12 protein-coding genes are annotated in these 15,387 nt (G+C 63.2%); all 12 read right to left on the bottom strand.

Going from position 1 to position 15,387, the window contains the following annotated elements; translation table 11 throughout:
* Positions 1-7: 7 nt before the first annotated feature.
* Positions 8-1,336, bottom strand: a complete 1,329-nt coding sequence (locus tag PAN31117_RS03230; protein WP_150736948.1) for an NAD(P)/FAD-dependent oxidoreductase — start codon at positions 1,334-1,336, stop codon at positions 8-10.
* Between the two features lie 49 nt (positions 1,337-1,385).
* Entirely contained in the window at positions 1,386-2,153 is a 768-nt protein-coding gene (locus PAN31117_RS03225) for an ABC transporter ATP-binding protein (RefSeq protein WP_150737308.1), read from the bottom strand.
* A gap of 65 nt (positions 2,154-2,218) precedes the next feature.
* On the bottom strand, positions 2,219-2,986 hold the full coding sequence (locus PAN31117_RS03220) for an ABC transporter permease (RefSeq protein WP_174984222.1): 768 nt from the start codon (positions 2,984-2,986) through the stop codon (positions 2,219-2,221).
* A 74-nt stretch (positions 2,987-3,060) separates the two neighbouring features.
* A complete protein-coding gene (locus PAN31117_RS03215) occupies positions 3,061-4,074 on the bottom strand; it encodes an ABC transporter substrate-binding protein (protein ID WP_150736947.1) in 1,014 nt (337 codons plus the stop codon).
* A 104-nt stretch (positions 4,075-4,178) separates the two neighbouring features.
* Positions 4,179-5,141 (bottom strand): LysR family transcriptional regulator, encoded by a 963-nt coding sequence (locus PAN31117_RS03210; protein WP_150736946.1) that lies wholly within the window; start codon positions 5,139-5,141, stop codon positions 4,179-4,181.
* Positions 5,142-5,575: 434 nt separating this feature from the next.
* Positions 5,576-6,538 (bottom strand): formimidoylglutamase, encoded by a 963-nt coding sequence (hutG, locus tag PAN31117_RS03205; RefSeq protein ID WP_150736945.1) that lies wholly within the window; start codon positions 6,536-6,538, stop codon positions 5,576-5,578.
* A 25-nt stretch (positions 6,539-6,563) separates the two neighbouring features.
* Positions 6,564-7,781 carry an imidazolonepropionase gene (gene hutI / locus PAN31117_RS03200; protein WP_150736944.1) on the bottom strand — a complete coding sequence of 406 codons (1,218 nt, stop codon included), beginning with the start codon at positions 7,779-7,781 and terminating at the stop codon, positions 6,564-6,566.
* A gap of 7 nt (positions 7,782-7,788) precedes the next feature.
* The gene (locus PAN31117_RS03195; protein WP_150736943.1) at positions 7,789-9,168 is read right to left on the bottom strand and encodes an L-histidine transporter HutT; all 1,380 of its coding nucleotides are present in this window, start codon (positions 9,166-9,168) and stop codon (positions 7,789-7,791) included.
* Positions 9,169-9,366: 198 nt separating this feature from the next.
* The gene (gene hutH / locus PAN31117_RS03190; RefSeq protein WP_370855721.1) at positions 9,367-10,923 is read right to left on the bottom strand and encodes a histidine ammonia-lyase; all 1,557 of its coding nucleotides are present in this window, start codon (positions 10,921-10,923) and stop codon (positions 9,367-9,369) included.
* A gap of 22 nt (positions 10,924-10,945) precedes the next feature.
* On the bottom strand, positions 10,946-12,625 hold the full coding sequence (hutU, locus tag PAN31117_RS03185; protein ID WP_150736941.1) for a urocanate hydratase: 1,680 nt from the start codon (positions 12,623-12,625) through the stop codon (positions 10,946-10,948).
* Positions 12,626-12,813: 188 nt separating this feature from the next.
* Entirely contained in the window at positions 12,814-13,569 is a 756-nt protein-coding gene (gene hutC, locus PAN31117_RS03180; RefSeq protein WP_150736940.1) for a histidine utilization transcriptional repressor HutC, read from the bottom strand.
* 117 nt (positions 13,570-13,686) lie between these two features.
* Positions 13,687-15,387 (bottom strand): RCC1 domain-containing protein (locus PAN31117_RS03175; protein ID WP_370855720.1); only part of this gene is annotated, 1,701 nt, incomplete at its 5' end.

Genomic DNA, 15,387 nt, shown 5'->3' with positions numbered 1-15,387 from the left:
TGTCGGTCTATCGCTCCAGCCCCGCGCGATGCTTCTGATATTGGATCGCGGAGACGATGGCCACGCGCCGGATCGGTTCGGGCGGCAACCACGTCGGGCGCTCGAAGCCCAGCGCGTCCGCCAGCTCCGGCGATTGTTGGCCGCAGGCCATCTCGCCGAGCAGCTTGCCGAACATGCTGCCCTTGAGCACACCCGCGCCGTTACATCCGAGCGAGGCGAACAGGCCTTGCCGGACCTCACCGAAGTACAGCGCGCCGTTGCGGGTGAGCGCAGTCACGCCGCCCCACACATGCTCGAACTTGTGCGAAGCCATCTGCGCATAGCGGCGCCGATAGGCGTCGGTGAGCATGGCGTTGACGTCGCCCAGTGGACGCTCCTTCTCGTACGAGTACGCGCTACGCACGACGAAACGGCCGCCGAGCGTCTTGCGCAGCGTCGTCCCCAAACGGTTCGCCGGGATCACGCCCCATTCGGGGGCTGGCCCCAGCTTGGCGAGTTCGTCGGCGGACAGCGCGGGGGTCATCGCCGCGTACGTGTAGATCGTGAAGACACGATCGCGCGCGAGCCCCAGCTTGCTGGCAAAGCCGTTGTTGGCGACGATCACTTGCCCGGCGCGCAGTTGCGTCGTCGCTGTCGTCACCGTGAAGGGGCCACTGCCGTCGAGCGTCACGACCGGTTCGTTTTCCCAGAGCCGGACATTCGCAGGCAGGCTGTCGGCGAGTCCGCGCACGAGGGCGGCCGGTTGGACGAAGACGTTGTTGTCCGAGTGGTAGCCGTAGCCGTAGTAACCGGTGCCGATCTCGTTGCGCAGGGCGTCGCGCGACAACTCACGGTAGGTCACCCCCCATTCGCGGTACTGCGCGAGCGTGTCGCGCAGACGTCGCTCGCCGTCAGGCGTGGCGGCCGCATGGTACTTGCCGACCGGGTTCCATCCGCAATCGATGCCATACGTCGTCACGAGTTCGTGCAGCCATTTCAGACCGAGGTCGTACAGGCGGATCTGTTTGCGGGCGACCTCGACCGGGCTGCCGTGTCCGCCCATGCCGGTGTTATGCGGCAGGTTGATGAGAAAGCCCGAGTTGCGTCCTGCCGATCCGTTACCGACGGTGGTGGCGTCGATCACGAGCACCGTGGCGTCCGGGCGGAGTTCCGCCACACGACGGGCCGCCGCCAGCCCGGTGAAGCCCGCACCGATGACGATGACGTCGAAGCTACGTGCGACCGGCGCTTGCGTGTGAGGCACGCGAGACGGCAGCAGCGCGTTCCAGCCTGCACCCGCCTGATAGGCGGGGAAAGTGCCCCGCGAAGCGCGGGAGAGAGTGACTTGATTGGACATGACGATTGAAGTGCGGGGGCTTGCGAAACGTTGCTGAGGTAGTGAAGCCTTATGCCGCCTGACTCTCCAGACTGCGCATGACTTCGGTTTGCACCGTGTTCCAGATTTGCGATTTGAGTTCGTTGTACCGCGGTGAGAGCTGCACCTGCGCGTCGCGCGGCATCGGGAGATCGTTTGTCAGATCGCAGGCCACACGACCCGGGCGGGCGCTCATGATCACCATACGCGTCGAGAGCATCAGTGCTTCGTCGATGGAGTGCGTGATGAAGACGATGGTCTTGCCGCTCTTCTGATAGATCTGGAGCAATTCCTCCTGCAACACCTGACGCGTCATGGCGTCGAGCGCGGCAAACGGCTCGTCGAGCAGAATCACGTCCGGATCGTTCGCGAGCACGCGTGCAATCGACACGCGCTGACGCATACCGCCTGAGAGCGCCTTCGGGTAGCGATCTTCGAAGCCTTTGAGGCCGACCATATCGATGTAGCGCCGGGCCGTGGCGTAACGCGTAGCCTTGTCGATGCCTTTCATCTTCAGACCGAACGCCACGTTATCGAGCACGCTCAGCCAGGGAAACAGCGCGTACTGCTGGAAGACCATGCCGCAATGCGGGTCGATGCCTTTCACTTCGCGGCCGTTCACACGGATTCGGCCTGTGGTCGGCTCGTCGAAACCGGTGATCAGATTGAGCAGCGTCGACTTGCCGCAGCCCGATGCGCCGAGCAGCACCACGAACTCGCCACGAGCGATGTCCATGTCGACGCGCTCGAGCGCCTGAAAGTCGCCATACCGCTTCGATACGCCTTCGATAGCGATCATCGTGTCGGACGAGCCGTTGCCGCGATGCGCCGCTTGTGCGCCTGCGTGGGAATTGATGCGATCGTTCATGCTTGCCACCTCAACACCTTGCGCTCGATGGCGCGAAATACGATATCCGTCACGAGCACCGTGACGCTGATCATCACCATGCCGAGTACGACGACTTCCGTCTGGAAGAACTCCTTGCCGTTCATGATGAGAAAGCCCAGACCTTCGCGCGCGGCGACCAGCTCGGCGGAAATCACGCACGTCCACGAAAGACCGAGAATGATCTTCATCCCCGAGAGGATCTGCGGCAGGCTGGCGGGCAGAATGACCTCGCGCATGACTTGCCAGTTGCTCGCGCCGAGGTTTTTGGCGGCGCGCACCAGCAACGGATCGACGTTGCGCGTGGCCTCGATCACATAGACCAGCGCCGGGGCGAACGTCCCCATGAACACGATGCTGTACTTCTGCGTCTCCGAGATCCCGAACCACAGCAGCGAGAGCGGAATCCAGCTCATCGACGGTAGCGGACGCAGGAACGACAGAATCGGGTCGAAGGCGGCGCGTGCGTAGCTCGACGTACCCAGCACGATGCCCAGCGGAATCGCCACGACCGTTGCGGCGATGAAGCCGGTCATCACGCGACGCGTGGAGGCGAGCACGTTCGAGAGCAGCGTGCCGTCGCTCAGCATGGCGACGATGCGCTCGCCGACCGCGGAGGGCGGCGGCAGGAACAGGGGATCGATGACCCCGGTGCGGCAGGCCGCTTCCCACGCCAGCAGGAAGACGACCACGGACGCAAATCCCACACTCAGCAGCGTGGCGCGGGACGGTTGACGATGATTCACAATCAGACTCCTCAGGCGGATGCCGGTACGTGTCGGTGGTGTAGAGGGGGACGTACCGGCGCGCGGATGCTTACTTACAGATACGACGTGTTGATCCACTGGCGCACGGCGGGCGCCTTGTCGATCTGCTTGTACGTCACGAGCATTTCGGCCAGACGCTGGAGGCCGTCGACATAGCTGCCCGGCGACTTCAGCAACTGTGTCTGTTGCGCGTGGCTGTACCACTCCGCGCCCTTGATCGTCTCGATCTGGTCGAGCGCCGACATGCTGGTGAGGCCAACCAGCGTGCGTGCGGCTTCGTCCGGTTTGTCGCGCAGGGTCTGGCAGGCGTCGAAATAGACCTTCAGGTACTTACGCACCACGTCCGCGTTCTTCTCTGCCCACGCATTGCGAACGATCAGGACGTCCGGCCCCGGCGTCACGTTGTACTTCTTGTAGAGCGAGAATTGCGTGTCGTCGGCGAGCAGTTTCATGCCCGTCATCGCGCGGATGCGGTTGAACTGCGGCGTCCAGGCGGCTGCGGCGTCGATCTGGCCCGACTGAATGGCACCGGGAATTTCCGGCGCGGGAACGTTCAGCACAGTGACGTCGTTCGACAGACCGGCGCTGCCCAGCAGATCCAGCACCAGCAAATGCGCGCTCGACGCGAACGTCACGCCCAGCTTTTTGCCCTTGAGGTCCTGGAGCGAGTTCACACCGTCACGCACGAACAGGCCTTCGACGCGACCGAAGCTCTCCGGCACGGCTACGATCGAGAAATGCTTCGAGCCGCGCGCCATCAGCGCGAGTGCCGAGACGATCCCCGTGCAAGCGATGTCGATGCCCCCGGAGAGCACCGCGCTCATGCGAGCCGACGACGTGCCGAACGATTGCCACTGCTGATCGATGCCAGCGGCGCTCAGTGCGCCCGACTTCATGGCGAGATACGCCGGATAGTGGCCCAGCCAGGCCGAGCCGCCGTACTGGAGCGTCGTGGCGTCTGCAGCGCGGGCGATGCCCGACAGCGACAGACCACCGACGGCGGCAGCGGCGGGCAGGGCCGAGAGTGCAGCGCTCGTGTGGAGGAATTTGCGTCGTGAAAGGTTCATGCGTGTCTCCTTTGTAGGCTATGTGTTATTCGCGTTGAACGGTGGGCGCACTTCAGGTGAGGTTCGGTGTGAAATTCATCTGGCCCGGCGCCCTGGGCTGTGGATCAGCAGAGCGCCAGTCGCTCGCCCAGCCAGGGCATGATGCGGCGCAGTTCCGGGAACGCTTCCTGTGCGAGTGCGAGACGCCCGGCAAGAAAGCATTGCGAAGCCATCTCTGAGACCTCGCCTTCGCGCGAGACCTGATAGATCGTTCGCGAGAGTGCGGGGCCGGGCAGCGGCAGGGCGGCGACTTGCGAGAGCGACGCGCGGCCTTGCAGCAGACAAAGCGGTGTCGCAATCGTGAAACCGACCTCGGCGGCGACCATCGACATCACCACGTCGGACGTATCGATTTCGAGGTGCATGCGTGGCGAGTGTCCGGTGCGGCGCAGGTGGCGCTCGATCACCGCGCCGAAGTGGGAACGTCCGGAAAAACGAATCAGCGGCATCGAACGAATCAATTCGCTGAGATCGGCGTTCGCAAGCTCGGCTTCGCGCGCCTTCGGCACCACGACGATGAACGGCTCGGTAAAAATCGGACGGCGCACGAGACGTTCCATGTCGTGCATCGGATCGCTGGTGACGATCAGATCGAGTTGACGGGCGAGAAGCGCTTGCGCATGACCGTTAGCGAGGCCGGACCAAAGAAGCAACTCGCTGGTGCTCCCCGACATCTGCTTGACGATGGAGGGGCCGACCGTGGCGGCGAAGGAGTCGATCATGCCGACGCGCACGGCGGCGCGGCTGGCGACGTCGGCGTCCTGCACCTGAGCGATGAGCCGGTCCATATCGTCGACGATCTGGCGGGCGTGACGCGAGAGTGCGAGGCCAGCGGGCGTGAGTTTCAGCGGGCGGCGTGACCGGTCGAGCACACGGGTGCCGACGGTTTGCTCGATCTGTGCGATGGCTTGAGAGATGGCGGACTGGGTGACGCCGAGGGATTCGGCGGCGCCGGAGAGGCTACCGGCGCTGGCGACGGCTTCGAAGATCCGGAGTGATCGGACGTCGAGGTCTGCGCGCTTTTTCATCGGCGTGTCTCCATTCGGGGCGGCGAGTATCAGGCGGCGATAACGACTTTCCTGAGGCGCTGCGGTGAATCGGTATAAGAATTTCTGGCGATTGTAGGGATATGATGGGTCAAAACAAAACTAAGTTAAGTAAAACTAATACTTTGTATTAGGCGGTGGGAATTCGAAGCATGCGGAGGGAGAAGAGCGGCGGTGTCGGTCTCAGTGGATGAAATCGGTGAGACAAGGGAAGGAAAGGGGGAGGTTTCGGTTGAGGGACTGATAGAGATGAGAGGGACGGACCGGCGCCCCCTTCTGAATCGAGTTGGGTTTATGTCTGAGAGGCGGAAGGGGGCGGCGGTCCGTCGGACTGCGGGCGGTTGAAGTGGGTCAGTCTAAAGAGAAGTGCCGAGGCATAAGACAATGCCTCGGCGGGGTGACATCAAAAAACCAAGTCAGAACAACCGATAAGCCAACCGCGCTGCCACACGTGCCCCGGTTCCTTGTGCATCGAAGCGCGGGTTGTACTCGGCGAGATCGGCCACGCGCAGCTTGCCGGAGCGGCGAACGTAGGTGACGATGGCTTCGATGACGGAGATCGGCACGCCATAGGCCGCCGGGGCGGAGACACCGGGCATGACGGGGGCGGGAAGCACGTCGAGATCGATGGTGAGGTAGACGTGGCTAACGTCGGCAATCAGTGCGTCGATCTGTGCAAGACGCTCGTCGAGATGGCGGTCCTGCATTTCCGTATCTTCGACGTACGTCACCTTTAACGCATCGGCGCGCTCGAACAGCGACGCTGTATTGCTCAACCGGCTGACCCCAAGACATGCATAGTCGAACGCAAGCCCAGCGGTCTCGCACGCCTGCGCGATCTGATCGAACGGCGTGCCCGACGTACCGGGTCGTGCTGTACGCAAGTCGAAATGCGCGTCGAGGTTCAGGATGAGCACCCGCGAGCGATCACCCCGGGCGTCGAGGTGGGCGCGCAGGCCCTGCCAAGTTCCCCACGCAATCTCGTGTCCACCGCCAAGCACCACCGGCTGTGCCCCGGCGTCGAGTTGTCGGCGCACAGTGTCGGCGAGGGCCTGTTGAGCGGCTTCGAGGGCGTCGCCGTCGCAGACCACGTCGCCTGCGTCATACAGACAGGCGATGTCGTGCGTGGGCAGGTTCGCCAATGCACGGCGAATCGCAAGCGGCCCTTCGGCGGCGCCGATGCGTCCCTGATTGCGTTTGACGCCGGCGTCGCTTGCAAACCCGAGCAACACGGGGGCGCCGCTCGCCGGGGCGTCCGTCAGCGCATCGATCTCGCGCACGACATTAAAGAGACGGCGCGTGTCGCCGTGCTCGCCGACGTCCGTACGGCCGTGCCAGATCGGCGTGTCGCCGGACACCGGTTTCAATTGCGTTGCCATGAAAATGTCTCCAGTTCGCGGAGGCTCAGCGTGTCGAGAGATCGCGCCACTCACCGTTGCGCACCGTGCGCGAGGGCAGTTCACCGCCCAGCCAGTAAGCCAGCTCCGCCGGACGCTCGATTTCCCATGCCACGAAGTCCGCCGCCTTGCCCGCTTCGATCGTGCCGTGCGTATCGAGCATGCCGAGCGCCTTGGCTGCGTTGCGTGTCACGCCTGCCAGGGCTTCTTCCGGCGTCAGCCCGAAAAGCGTGCAGGCCATGTTCAGCATCAGACGCAGCGACAGCGCAGGCGAGGTGCCCGGATTCAGATCCGAGGCCACCGCAATGTCCACGTTGTGACGCCGCAGCAAGTCCACCGGCGGACGACGCGTCTCCTGCAACATATGGAACGCGCCAGGCAGCAGCACGGCTACCGTGCCCGCGCGGCCCATCGCGGCAGCGTCCTCGGGCGTCATGTACTCCAGATGGTCCGCCGACAATGCGCCTAGCTCTGCGGCCATGCTCGATCCGCCGAGCGGGGACAACTGCTCCGCATGCAGCTTCACCGGCAGCTTCAGCTTTTGTGCGCGAAGCAGCACACGCATGACCTGCGCCGGTGAGAACGCAATCGTTTCGCAGAAGGCATCGACCGCGTCAACCAGACGTTCTTCCGCGAGCGTTGGCAGAATTTCGGAGCAAACATAATTCACATACTCGTCCGCCTTGCCTGCGAACTCCGACGGCACCGTGTGTGCGGCCAGACACGTCGTCTTCACCGTGACCGGTAGCGTCTCACCGAGACGACGTGCCACGCGCAACATCTTGCGTTCGCTGTTCAGATCCAGCCCGTACCCGGACTTGATCTCGACGGTGGTCACGCCGTCGCGCATCAGCGCGAGCAAACGCTTGCGGGCGGATTCGTAGAGGGCGTCCTCCGTGGCGTCGCGGGTGTGACGCACTGTGTGCCTGATGCCGCCCCCGGCCGCCGAAATCTCCGCGTAACTCACGCCTTGCAACCGCTGCTCGAACTCGAGACTGCGATTGCCGCCGAACACCAGATGCGTGTGGCAATCGATCAGACCGGGCGTGACCCACGCCCCCTGAAGATCGATGCACTCATCCGCGCCAGAAGCCGAGCGCTCGCCGCGCGGACCAACCCATTCGATCTGCTTGCCGCGCGTGACGATCACGGCGTCTTCGATAGTGTTGTAGCGGCCGTCGCACATCGTCGCGACATGGCAGTGCTTCCAGTAGGTACGTTTCATGTGAGGCTTATTCCAGACTCATATGGTTGCGCAATTGCGCTTCCTTGGGTTTGACACCGAATTGATACGCCACCGACATCAGCACGATCCAGCCTGCACCGACGTAGAGCGCGACGCGCGTGTCTTCCATATACCCGAGCACACCGATCACGAAGAGCATGAAAGCGATGGCGAGCGCCGGGCCGACCGGCCACAGCGGCACCTTGAACTTCAGCGCAGCCACTTCCTCTACCGACAGACGACGGCGCATCGCCACTTGCGAGAGCAGAATCATCAGCCACACCCAGACCGTCGCAAACGTAGCGATGGACGCGATGATCAGGAACACGCCCTCCGGAATCAGGTAGTTCAGCACCACGCCGCCGAGCAGCGCGAACGTCATCACCAGCACCGTGACCCAGGGCACGCCGTGGCGCGACGTCGCTGAGAAGGCAGCCGGGGCCTGACCATGCTCGGCCATGCCGAACATCATGCGCCCGGCGCCGAAGATGTTGCTGTTGATGGCCGAGATCGCCGCCGAAATCACGATCACGTTGAGAATCGCCGCCGCCGACTTGATGCCGAGGCCTGAGAAGATCTGCACGAACGGGCTACCCTGACTGCCGATGCCGGTCCACGGGAAGATCGTCATGAGCACGCACATCGTGAGCACGTAGAACAGCAGAATACGGGCCGGCACTGCGTTGATCGCACGCGGAATCACCTTCTCCGGATTCTTCGCTTCGCCGCCCGTAATGCCGATGATCTCGATGCCGCCGTAAGCGAACATCACCACCGCCAGCGAGGCCACCAGCCCACCCCAGCCATTCGGCAGGAAACCACCGTGCGACCACAGATTGCTCACTGCCGGAGCATGCTCGCTGTGCAGTTGCACACCGGCAAAGAGAATGACACCTCCGCCCACAATCATCGCGACGATGGCGAGAATCTTCACCAGCGCCAGCCAGAACTCCATCTCGCCGTAGACCTTGACGTTGCAGAGGTTCAGCCCGCAGATCAGCATCACGATGCCGAGTACCCAGATCCATTGGGGGACGTCCGGAAACCAGAAGCCCATGTAAATCCCGAAGGCGGTCACGTCCGCAAGACAGACGATCACCATCTCCAGAATGTAAGTCCAGCCGGTGAGGAAGCCCGCCAGCGGGCCGAGGTTGTCGCGTGCGTAGCGACCGAACGAGCCGGACACCGGCTGACGAACAACCATTTCGCCGAGGGCACGCATCACCATATAGACGGCGGCGCCGCCCACGATGTACGCAAGAATGACCGCCGGGCCTGCGAGTTGGATGGCCGACGCCGAGCCGTAGAACAGACCGGTGCCAATGGCTGAGCCGAGCGCCAGAAAGCGGATATGCCGCGCGCTCAGATTGCGTTGCAGGTTTTTCAAGCTGTCTCCTGAATGCCTAATGAGCCGGCCCGCGTGTGCGGGCGGCAGATGAACTGGGGTTGTGCGTGGACCGGTCCGAGGGGCGAACCCGAAGACCGGCGAACGAGGGGGCAACCCGGTACGCCACTATGCCGGTGCGCGAATCACTGTTCGTTTCGCCCCGGCAAGGGGCCAATTCAAACGCGAATCAACGGTGAATCAGACGCTCGGCAACGTACCGGCGGGCACAAGTGCGCTCAGTTGTCGTTGCGCAATCAGTTCGCTAGCGCCCTCGATGTCCGGGGCGAAGTAGCGATCCTTATCGTAGAACGGAACCGACTGGCGCAGCAGTGCGCGTGCCTTTTCAAGGGCCGGCGTGGTCTTCACGCCTTCGCGGAAGTCCAGTCCCTGCGTGGCGCTGAGCCATTCGATCGCAATGATGCCCTTGACGTTATCGGCCATCTCCCAAAGCCGCTTACCGGCATTCGGGGCCATCGAGACGTGGTCTTCCTGGTTGGCCGAGGTCGGGAGACTATCAACGCTGGCCGGATGTGCCAAGGCTTTGTTGTCGGATGCGAGCGCGGCGGCCGTCACTTGCGCGATCATGAAGCCGGAGTTCACGCCGCCGTTGGCCACGAGAAACGCGGGCAATTGCGACATGTGCTTGTCCATCATCAGCGAGATGCGGCGCTCGCTCAGCGCGCCGATTTCGGCCAGCGCCAGCGCGAGATTGTCGGCCGCCATCGCTACCGGCTCGGCGTGGAAGTTGCCACCGGAGATCACGTCGCCCTGTTCCCAGAAGACGAGCGGGTTGTCCGACACCGCGTTCGCTTCGACGGCAAGGACTTCCGCTGCCTGACGGATCTGCGTCAGACACGCGCCCATCACCTGCGGCTGGCAGCGCAGCGAGTACGGATCCTGCACCTTCTCGCAATTGGCGTGCGACTGACCGACTTCGCTCGTCTCGCCCAGCAGATGACGGAACACCGCAGCCGCGTCGATCTGGCCGCGCTGACCGCGTGCCGAGTGAATACGGGCGTCGAACGGTGCACGCGAACCGAGCATCGCTTCGACCGTCATCGCGCCGCAGACGCTGGCGGCGGCGTACATGTCTTCCGCTTCGAACAGGCCGCGCAGTGCGTATGCCGTCGAGACCTGCGTGCCGTTGAGCAATGCGAGGCCTTCCTTAGCGGCGAGCGTCAGCGGTTCCAGACCGGCGATGGTGAGCGCCTCACGGGCGTTCATCCACTGGCCGCGATAGCGCGCCTGACCTTCACCGAGCAATAGCAGCGACATATGGGCGAGCGGGGCGAGGTCGCCCGACGCGCCGACCGAGCCCTTGAGCGGAATACGCGGATAGACTTCGGCGTTCACCAGCGTGACGAGCGCGTCGATCACCTTGCGGCGAATGCCCGAGAAGCCGCGCGCCAGGCTATTGATCTTGAGGACCATGATGAGACGCACGAGGGCGTCGTCGAGCGGTGCGCCCACGCCCGCAGCGTGCGAGAGCACGAGCGAGCGTTGCAGGTTCTCGAGGTCGTCGTGTGCGATGCGCGTGGAGGCGAGCAGACCGAAGCCGGTGTTGATGCCGTAAGCGGTGCGGCCTTCGGCCACGATGGCTTCCACACAGGCCACGCTCTTGTCGATGGCGGCGTATGCCTTCTCATCGAGCGTAACGGTGGTCGGGTGCTGATAGACGTCGCGCAGTTGCGCCAGTGTGAGGGTGCCGGGCGTCACGAACAGTTGTGCCATGGACGGATTTCCTTGATTCGACATATCGGGGGGCTTGTCTTGATGTTTACTTTGCGGTGTTCAGCATCGGCAGATTGAGGCCGTGTTCGCGGGCGCAATCGATGGCGATGTCGTACCCGGCGTCGGCGTGACGCATGACGCCGGTCGCCGGATCGTTATTCAGCACGCGGGCGATGCGCGCGGCTGCGGCATCGGTGCCGTCGCACACGATCACCACGCCGGAGTGTTGCGAGAAGCCCATGCCGACGCCGCCGCCGTGGTGCAACGAGACCCACGTTGCGCCGCTGGCCGTGTTGAGCAGCGCGTTGAGCAGCGGCCAGTCGGACACGGCGTCCGAGCCGTCGCGCATGGCTTCCGTTTCACGGTTGGGGCTGGCGACCGAGCCGGAATCCAGATGGTCGCGGCCGATCACCACGGGTGCCGAGAGTTCTCCCGAGCGTACCATTTCGTTGAACGCCAGGCCGAGCTTCGCGCGCAAGCCCAGTCCAACCCAGCAGATACGCGCAGGCAGGCCCTGGAAGGCGATGCGCTCGCGCGCCATGTCGAGCCAGCGGTGCAGGTGGGCGTCGTCAGGGATCAGTTCCTTGACCTTGGCGTCCGTTTTGTAGATGTCTTGCGGATCGCCCGAGAGCGCAGCCCAACGGAACGGGCCGACACCACGGCAGAACAGCGGACGGATATACGCGGGCACAAAGCCGGGGAAATCGAACGCGTTCTGCACGCCTTCTTCCTTGGCCATCTGACGGATGTTGTTGCCGTAGTCGAACGTCGGCACGCCCATGGCCTTGAAGTCCAGCATGGCCTTCACATGAACGGCCATCGATTGCTTGGCGGCCTTCACGACCTCGGCGGGCTTCGAGCGGGCGCGTTCGCGGTATTCGTCCCATGTCCAGCCGATCGGCAGATAGCCGTTGAGCGGATCGTGCGCGCTGGTCTGGTCGGTAACCATGTCCGGACGTACGCCGCGACGCACCAGTTCCGGCAGAATCTCGGCCGCGTTACCGCATAGCGCGATGGAGACGGCCTGACCTTCGGCCGTGTACTTGGCGATGCGGGCGAGGGCGTCGTCGAGATCCTTGGCTTGCTCGTCGACGTAGCGCGTGCGCAGGCGGAAGTCGATGCTCGTCTGCTGGCACTCGATGTTCAGCGAGCAAGCACCGGCCAGCGTAGCGGCCAGTGGTTGGGCGCCGCCCATGCCGCCCAGACCGGCGGTCAGCACCCAGCGGCCCTTTAGGTTGCCGCCGTAGTGCTGACGTCCCGCTTCCACGAACGTCTCATAGGTGCCTTGCACGATGCCCTGGCTGCCGATGTAGATCCACGAGCCGGCGGTCATCTGGCCGTACATGGCCAGCCCCTTGGCGTCGAGTTCGTTGAAGTGCTCCCAGGTGGCCCAGTGCGGCACCAGATTCGAATTGGCGATGAGCACGCGCGGTGCGTCGGCATGCGTCTTGAACACGCCGACCGGCTTGCCCGACTGGACGAGCAGCGTTTCGTCGTCGCCCAGCGTCTTGAGGGTCTCGACGATCTTGTCGAAGCACTCCCAGTTGCGTGCAGCGCGGCCGATGCCACCGTAGACCACGAGCGCGTTCGGATTCTCGGCGACGTCCGGGTCGAGGTTGTTCATCAGCATGCGCAGCGGGGCTTCGGTCAGCCAGCTTTTGGCATTGAGCTGCGTGCCGCGCGGGGCGCGGATCGTGACGTCGCGATATCGGGTGAATTGGCTCACGGTAAGTCCTCTAGTTCTGAGCAGATGATGGCTTGTACAGTATTGTATATACAACCAATGGTGAACTAGGGTTTTCACGAACGCCGAACCCGAGTAGGGCGCTCGTCCGAGGCGACTTGTTGATGGGCTTATTCGTGAGGGCGCGTGATCACGCGTGATGACTCGCGATGATTCGCGATGATTCGCAATTACTCGGCGTCGCCGAAACGCCCTTCGAGACGATGGCGCGAACCCGGATGCAGCAGCCGGGCGACGGAGACGACGCGCTTACCCGACCACGTCCGCCGGCGAATCAGCAGGCAGGGCTCGGTGCGGTGGATTTGCAGCATGTGCGCTTCGTCCGGCGTCGCTGTGACGGCTTCGACCACATGCTCGCCCGACGTCAGCGGCGAGGTGCGCTGCAGGTACGCGTTGGGCGTGAGCTTGGTGAAGTCCTGTTCGAGGTAGTTCGGTGCGAGCGCGGGATTGACGAAGCGGTCTTCGATCTGCACCGGGATGTTGTCCTGATAGTGGACGATGACCGAATGGAACAGCTTCTCGCGTTCCTGTAATCCCATCGACAGTGCGCGCTCAGGCCCGGCCAGTTCCTCGCGCAGTAACTTCACTTCGGCGCGGTGACGGTGTCCATGCTCGGAGATTTCGTCGGCAATATTGTTGACGGCGAGCAGCGGCGAGTGCGACTTCGGTTCAGCGACGAACGTGCCTACGCCCTGCATGCGCACGAGCCGACCTTCGGCGGTCAGCTCACGCAGCGCGCGATTGACCGTCATACGGCTCACGCCCGACTGTTCGACGAGTTCGTTTTCCGACGGCACGCGGTGGTGCGGCGGCCAGGCGCCCGTGTCGATCTGACGGCAGATAAACTGCTTGAGCTGCAAATAGCGCGGCGCAGGCCCCTGTTCGTTGAGCGTTGCGGCAGTGGGCTGAGCAGTTTGGCGTGGCACCTTGTTGGCCTCTCCGGTCACGAGTGTGCAGGTGGGAAAGCCTGAAGGATAAGCCAATCGCCTTCCGGAGACGAGCAAAAAGGTTCGTTCGATGTGGGGATTGCGCAAGTGTCTTCATCACGACACTGCCGACGCGACCATCCGGCGCTTCTTGAATGCAGCGAGCGCACGTCCCTGCGGCGAGGACGCCGACACGGCCGATCCGGGAGTGTCGTAGCGTAGGTAGGCGCTCAGAACGGCCTTTTGATCCGGTGTCAACATGCCTCCTCCTGCCGCCAGGCCCCACGTGACCACGCCTCCGCCTGCCGGGATAGCCGCAAACGCCTGACTGTTGGCGTATATCGCCCGAATGTCGACCAACTCCGACTGCACCAGCGATGAGTCGCCACCGCGATCACCCTTGCCCCACGTCACTACCGTGCCATCTGCCCTGAGCGCAGCGAATGCCACCGCCGTTCCCGTCACTTGAACGAACTTTTCCTGCGCGTACTCAGGCGGACGCACGCCACCATAGTCTGCGAGTCCCCAGCACACGATCTGGCCCCCTTCACGGCGCGCGCAGAAGGCATAATCTATCCCCACGACCTCGACAATGTCGTTGTATTGCTTGATGAAGTCCGGTACCAATCCGCCATAATCGTGACGCCCCCAGGCCAGAACTTTGCGCTCGGACGTCAGCACCGCAAACGCACCGTACGTCGAAGCAGCGATCTCGACAATGTTGCTCGCGTTCTCCACTTCCGTCGAGAGCTTGCCCCCGTTGTTTTGGTCCCCCCAGGCCTTGACAACACCGGTGGTGCGCAACGCACAAAAGGCGCTACTGTTGCCGCGCACACTCATGTGGGGGTATGGCTTTAGTTCTGTGGGTATTTCGCCGCCGTAATTCTTCGGCCCCCATGACAGCAGATGGCCGTTTGTTCGCATCGCACAAAATCCCCAGGCGTTGGCGAAGACGCTTTTCGCATCGCTCACCGCACTCGCCTCCTGTGTCAACGTGCCGCCGGAGGTGGGTTCGCCCCAAGCCTGAAGTCTCCCATCGCGCTTGACGCACGCGAACGCCATGTGACTACCTGTCAGTTGCGCGACATTGGTCGGCAATGGCGTCGTTCCACCGCCAAGGTCCCGATCACCCCACAGCACAACATCGCCGTTGCTTCGGAGAGCCCCAAACGCAAAGGTGGTGAGGTGGAGCTCCTCAATATCCAGTTCCATGAGGCTCGGCGGAATATACCCGCCATGATCGAAGTGGCCCCATGCATATGGCTTACCGGTACTGAGCCGCGCGGCGAAGGCGGCAGCGCCGTTGGCCGAGGAGTTATTGAGTCCATTGCCGACCAGATGTAAGGGAAGCACGGACAGGGACGCGTTTTCAGTTCTCACGTGAAGCAGTCGCCCTGGTTCCTTGTCGAGGAATGACACCCCGGACTCGGACGTCACATCCCCCTCGTATCGCCACTCGGCCACGATGTCGTCGCGCGTCGTGGCGCTCACAGCGCGCAGATATCGGCCCGATCCCGACATGCGTAGGTCCAACTCGCCATTGCGGGTACCAAGGACGATCAGGTCTGCGCCGCCCGACTCGCGATACACCTCATAAACCGAGAGAGGCGATTCTTCGGTGTCTCCTGTCAGCTCTCGCCAGATGGTGTAATACACAGTGACGACCGTATCGTTACTCTCTACCACCTGGGCTTTCGGCACCTTCATCACAAGGCTGCTCCCGACATCGGCGGCCGTGATTGTATGAGACGTCGAGTACTCGGTCGTACCTCTCCAGATGAGCGTCACGACATCGTCGAGCGCGAATAGCGCGGTCGA

The sequence above is a fragment of the Pandoraea anapnoica genome (assembly GCF_902459765.1).
Lineage (GTDB): Bacteria > Pseudomonadota > Gammaproteobacteria > Burkholderiales > Burkholderiaceae > Pandoraea > Pandoraea anapnoica.
The sequence above is the reverse complement of the archived record's forward strand: the minus strand, read 5'-3'. Positions and strand labels throughout refer to the sequence as shown.

Coding starts and splice junctions, on each gene's coding strand:
- PAN31117_RS03215 (WP_150736947.1), bottom strand. CDS start 4,074: ATGAACCTTTCACGACGCAAATTCCTCCACACGAGCGCTGCACTCTCG.
- hutH (WP_370855721.1), bottom strand. CDS start 10,923: ATGTCGAATCAAGGAAATCCGTCCATGGCACAACTGTTCGTGACGCCC.
- PAN31117_RS03225 (WP_150737308.1), bottom strand. CDS start 2,153: ATGATCGCTATCGAAGGCGTATCGAAGCGGTATGGCGACTTTCAGGCG.
- hutG (WP_150736945.1), bottom strand. CDS start 6,538: ATGGCAACGCAATTGAAACCGGTGTCCGGCGACACGCCGATCTGGCAC.
- PAN31117_RS03210 (WP_150736946.1), bottom strand. CDS start 5,141: ATGAAAAAGCGCGCAGACCTCGACGTCCGATCACTCCGGATCTTCGAA.
- hutI (WP_150736944.1), bottom strand. CDS start 7,781: ATGAAACGTACCTACTGGAAGCACTGCCATGTCGCGACGATGTGCGAC.
- PAN31117_RS03230 (WP_150736948.1), bottom strand. CDS start 1,336: ATGTCCAATCAAGTCACTCTCTCCCGCGCTTCGCGGGGCACTTTCCCC.